Genomic DNA, 5,730 nt, shown 5'->3' with positions numbered 1-5,730 from the left:
TGCACCGGATCGACAAGCTGCATATGGAATTCCCATTCGCGGGCAGCCGCATGCTGCGGGGTCTGCTGGTGCAGGAAGGCTTCAAGGTCGGGCGGTTGCACGTTGCCACGCTGATTGTGAATCCCGGAGACAAAATGGACAGCTTTCTCGGGCGGCTGCGCTATGGCCGCGATGCGGGGGCGGTGAAGGGCTACCGCCACGGCAGCCGGGATCGCCGGATCACCGGGACATTCGGCACCGAGACGATCAGCGTGCCGCGGGCCCGAATCAAGCACGAGGGTGGCAAGGTGGCCGAATGGCGCTCGAAGGCACTGCCGCGCTATCAGCGCCTGACGAAACGAGCGGAGGCGCTGATCGCATCCGTTTATCTCTCGGGCACGAACACCCGCCGTGTGAAGCGCGCGCTCCATGCCCTGTTCAAGGGGGCGGTGAGCAAAGATGTGGTCAGTCGGGCCTGGCGCAAGGTGAAGGTGGACTGGGACGCCTGGTGCGCCCGCAGCCTTGCCGATGAAGACATCGTCCGCGTGATCCTCGATGGCACCGTGATCAAGACGCGGAGCGACAAAAGGGCGACGAACATCTCGGTGCTGGCCGCCATTGGCGTGCGCCGTGACGGCCAGAAGGTCCTGCTTTCCATCATGAACATGGGCGGCGAGAGCACCGCAGCTTGGCGGGCATTCCTCGATGACCTCGATGTGCGCGGCCTCAAACGCCCCGAATTCGTGATCGTCGACGGGGCACCCGGGTTGGAGGCGGCTCTGGTGGCGCTGTGGGGCGACGACCTGGCTGTTCAGCGCTGCACCGTTCACAAGCATCGCAACCTGTTGGCCCAAGCGCCCAAGCACATGCATGAAGAACTCGGCAACGATTATCGTGACATGATCTATGCCGAAACGGCGGCCGAGGTGGAAAAGCGCCGCAAGGCTTTTCTGCGCAAGTGGCGGCTCAAGTGCCGCTCTGTCGCCGACAGCCTGAAAGAGGCCGGGGATCGCCTCTTCACCTTCACCCGCCTCGACCCGGCACAATGGAAGGCGGCGCGGACCAGCAACGCGATCGAACGCCTGAACGAGGAATTCCGTCGCCGGATCAAGACCCAAGCTGTGCTGCCCTGCGCCGAAACCGTGCCGATGCTTCTCTGGGCGCTCCTGGCCTCTGGCCAGATCACCATGCGCAAGGTCGACGGATGGCAAACCCTCGACAAACCGATTGAGCCAATGACCCTTGACCTCGCCGCTTGATCAAGCGCACATCAACCCGCTTGGAGAACGCCACCGGAGAATTTCCACCACTTTCCAGACACCAACCTCTTTGCTGGTCAGACCGTCAGTGCACTTCAACACGATCCGGCACCTGTCGGACAGCGACCGCGCCGCCTTATGCCTGCGCAACTGTGCTTCCAGAAAACCGCGCTCCTCATCGTTGAGTGCAATCGCAACCGATGCCCGCCCCCGCATGCCGTACCCCCAAAAAAGTTGCGTCATGTCAATGATCGCAAATTTGACTCCGGGTGACTAGATTTCGCCAGCGGTGATGCTTCAGCAAATGTACATCGATTATTCCATATAGTATCAAAAAAGAAAAACGAAAAAAAAGAAATTTCTTTTCCTAGACTTTCGGTTCTGTGCCGATCTGAGCTGATTTCCGCCATGGGATCTATCCTGAGTTGGCATCAACTTGATTTTGCAACTAGGGTCTTTTGGTAACCCTGACTTAACCCAAACTGCACAGGCCAAGAGATTAACCAAGTCTTATCATGCCTGGTCAGTTTAACCTTTAATCAACACTTCGTGGCCCTATAATGTCAACTGCTCACTCGCAAACACGCCATTGCTAGAAAGCTTTCGGCCTGGAAAACGCGCATAAAAGGCAGCTTGATGCGACGGAGTGAAACTGCCTGCAGGCTGCCGCTTCCGGAATTTAGTCATCAGTACGAAAGGTGCCATCATGAGTGCACTCAATCCCACCCGTGCACGTCTCCTCGAAATGTATGGCCTCGATGTCATGATGGTTGAAGGTGAAGCTTGCCGACTCAAGGATACCAGCGGACGTGACTATCTGGATTTTCTCTCTCAGTACGGCGCGTTGCCCTTCGGTCATAACCCCTCCGATATCTGGAAAGCGCTGATATCGGCCCAGACGTCCATGGCGCCGTCGATGGTACAGCCGCTTAGATCGAATGAAGCCGAGCGTCTTGCCGAACGCCTTGCGGCCATCACACCGTTCGATCTCGGTATCGTTACGTTGGCGAATAGTGGTGCTGAAGCGGTGGAAGCCTCCATCAAGCTTGCCCGTGCACGCACAGGGCGGAATATCATACTGTCAGCTTCGAACGGATTTCATGGCAAGACGCTAGGAGCGCTGTCGGCGACGGGCAAGTCACTCTACCAAAAGGACTTTGGAGCTCCCGCTAACGCGTTCGACTATGTGCCCTTCGGCGATATTGTCGCGCTGAAAGGCCGGTTTGAGGCTCAGGCTGATAAAATTGCCGCGTTTATCGTTGAGCCGATTCAGGGCGAAGGGGGCGTCATCTGTCCGCCTGATGACTACCTCGCCAGTGTGATCGCGCTTTGTCGCGAACATGGCGTCCTGTGTGTCGTGGATGAAATCCAGACCGGATTGGGTCGTACGGGACGCCTCTTTGCCTGCGAGGATTGCACCGCGGCGCCGGACATGCTGCTTCTGGGAAAGGCGCTTGGCGGAGGGCTTATGCCTATAGCAGCCTGCATCGCGAGACCCTCAGTTTGGGACGATCGCTTTGGCACGCTGCACAGCTCTACCTTCGCAAATAACACGCTGGCCTGCGCAGCCGCAAATGCGGCCCTCGACAGGCTCACGGCGAATGGCGCTTCCCTGATCAGTCACGTCGCTGACAATGGGCGATATCTGCAAAGCAGGTTGCAGGATCTTCATAAGCGGTATCCGAATGTCATTCGTGGTGTGCGCGGCCGCGGTTTCATGGCCGGGCTGGAATTCCGAGAGCCAATCGAGAAGAACGGCTCGGGCACGATGGCCTTCTGCAGTCTCAATGGCGGTTTCATCGCGATCCTCAGCTCATACCTTCTCAATGTCGAAGGCATCCTGACAGCGCCGGTGTTCAACGACGCGCATGTGATGCGCCTGCAGCCGCCTCTGATTGCCGGACGGGCCGAAATCGACCAGTGCATCAATGCTTTGGACACGGTTTGCCATTTGCTGGAACACAAGGAGCATAGCGCCATCTTGCGGCATCTGGTGGCACCCGAGCGCCGGAAACGCATATACGATACGAACTATGTACAACCACAGAAAGGCCCAATGCGTGATATCTCGCAGGTAGAGGGTGCACGGTTCTGTTTTCTGATCCACTACACCGAGGAAGAGGATCTGTTGAAATCCGATCCTTCGTTCGCATCTTTCAGCCTCGAAGAACGTTCGGCTTGGCTGCAATTCGCCAAGCAAATCGGTCCAGGCTTTGCTTGGCCTGTACCACAGAGCCGGTCGCGCACGGGCGCGACAGTCGAAGGGATGATCATGTCCGTGCCTCTGCTGCCTTCCAGTATGCTGGGCAAGGGGCGATCGTCCGCCCGCACAATGATCAAGGACGCTGCTGATATGGCGGTGGAATATGGGGCCAATCGCCTTGGTCTCGGTGCTTTTACTTCGATTGTGACCAATGGCGGGTCTGCGATCGCGGGGCGCGGCACTCCGGTAACCAGCGGTAATACCCTAACGACCGTCGTCGCCGTCACTGCGATCGAACGCGTTGCCAAGCGCGTCGGAATGGACCTGTCGGATGCACATGTCGTCGTTGTCGGAGCGACGGGTGCAATTGGCCGTCTTGCCTCCCTTATGCTTGCGCGTCGTGTTGGACGACTGTCGCTGGTCGGCAATGCCCGAAATCAGCACGCCCCTAAGCTGGTCGGTAAGGTGGCTGATGAAGTGACCCACGTCCTGCTAGCGGAGGAGCAGCCGTTTGGCGCAGGTGGGCTGTGGAATGACGTCCGCAGCATGCTTCCTGCGGAGCGTGCACAGGAGGGCAAGGGTCTGGCCGAAAGCCTCAACGATGTCTGCTTCGCACAAGGCAAGGTGTCTCCTCTCGTGGCTACGACTGATCTCGACGCGAGTCTGGCAACTGCCGATGTGGTGCTGGTCGCCACGAGTGCAGATATCGCCCTGGTGGACCCGATGACCCTGAAGCCGGGAACAATCGTTTGTGACGTTGCACGTCCCCCCAACGTAGCCATGACCGATCTCGGGGATCATGATGTCCTCGTCTTCGACGGCGGGCTCGTGCAACCACCTTTTCCTCTCGATCTTGGGCCATTCCAAACGCTGCCCAAAAATCTGGCCTGGGGCTGCCTCGGTGAGACGATGTTGCTTGCCCTGGAGGGCGAGACCAGCGACTACAGTCTTGGGCGTGACCTTTCTTTGCCAGAGGCGGATCGGATCGCCGAAATGGCACGCAAACACGGGTTCGCGCCAGCAGAGCCTCAATGGGGTGGGCGACTTCTGAACGACGCGGATTTTGCGCGAGTATCAGCGGTGTATGAACATCGATTTCTACTGTCAGGCTCCAAGAATGTGATGAATGAATAGGTCTGAGAAATTGCAGCCTGTATGAGATCACGTCGCGAATGCGGTGGAAATTTCCAAGCGGTGCGCGTTGAGCATCTGAAGGTTCGGCCTCCTCGGGGACGTTGTTGCAGACACCATACCTCAAGCAGGCTTCCGCAATGACGCTGGACTGGATACCTAGGGATAAATCTTCGATTCCAAGTGTTATCCTCCGAACAAAATTATATACCAATTTCATGTGGACACGTCTCAAACAGCTTGGAAGCAAAGCGTCGCTACGGTCGAGCCAGAAGAAACCAGCTTGGCCACCACAACCGGCCGAACCCTTTGTCGCCATTGGCGACATCCATGGCCGCGCTGATCTGCTCCATGATCTTAGACAGCAACTCAAGCTGCAGTGTCCTGATTGGCCAATTGTCTTCTTGGGTGATTACACAGATCGTGGCGACCAGAGCCGTGAAGTTCTGGAAATGCTGATGACCGTTTCCGAGGAGGATACGCCGCCGGTCAGGTGTTTGATGGGCAACCACGAGCGCATGCTGCTAGACGCAATTGACGACCCCGAGCGCGCAGCCTCTCGCTGGCTGAGGAATGGCGGGTTGCAGGTCCTGGCCAGCTTTGGCGTCGCCCCTCCGCGTGGCAACAGCAATGATCCAATTGCCATACGGAGCATGTGCGACGCATTGGTGGCTGCCATGGGCGACGAGATGATCGCATGGCTACGTACGCGCCCATTGACCTGGCAAAACGGGAATGTCTGGGCAGTGCATGCCGGGGCGAACCCTCACCGGCCTCTCTCTGAACAGAGCGAAAATGCCTTGCTTTGGGGTCATCCAGAGTTTCTGAGCACCCCGCGCCAGGATGAACAATGGGTCGTACATGGCCACACCATCGTCGACATCCCTCATGCCGCGGATGGTCGTATCGCGATTGATACAGGTGGCTATGCCACCGGCCGCCTGAGTGCAGCCCTGATTACAAAAGAGGGTGTCGGGTTCCTCCAAACCGGAAAAGACAGGTAGACACCGTCTCGGCGGAAACCTCGTTTACGCTTGCGAGTTTATCCGTTAGTTGCGATGCAACGTAAGCGCGATCTGGGGCCCACCTTCTTCTGACTTATGATTTCTGGGAATCCGTCCCTGTCTTGGAATAGGGAAGGAGTTTCTCCGTGGAGGA

Annotated in this window: 3 protein-coding genes; all 3 read left to right on the top strand. The window is 57.7% G+C overall.

Features of this window, described 5'->3' with window-relative positions; all coding sequences use genetic code 11:
• Positions 1-50: 50 nt before the first annotated feature.
• The 3 genes from V8324_RS20830 (at position 51) to V8324_RS20820 (ending at position 5,576) form a co-directional block, all read left to right on the top strand.
• Complete coding sequence (locus tag V8324_RS20830) at positions 51-1,238, top strand: IS256 family transposase (protein WP_442970590.1); 1,188 nt, start codon at positions 51-53, stop codon at positions 1,236-1,238.
• 706 nt (positions 1,239-1,944) lie between these two features.
• Positions 1,945-4,575, top strand: a complete 2,631-nt coding sequence (locus tag V8324_RS20825) for an aminotransferase class III-fold pyridoxal phosphate-dependent enzyme (RefSeq protein ID WP_336421814.1) — start codon at positions 1,945-1,947, stop codon at positions 4,573-4,575.
• Between the two features lie 137 nt (positions 4,576-4,712).
• Entirely contained in the window at positions 4,713-5,576 is an 864-nt protein-coding gene (locus tag V8324_RS20820) for a metallophosphoesterase (protein WP_336421813.1), read from the top strand.
• Positions 5,577-5,730: the final 154 nt, after the last annotated feature.

It is taken from the genome of Roseovarius sp. D22-M7, from assembly GCF_037083785.1.
Lineage (GTDB): Bacteria > Pseudomonadota > Alphaproteobacteria > Rhodobacterales > Rhodobacteraceae > Roseovarius.
The sequence above is the reverse complement of the archived record's forward strand: the minus strand, read 5'-3'. Positions and strand labels throughout refer to the sequence as shown.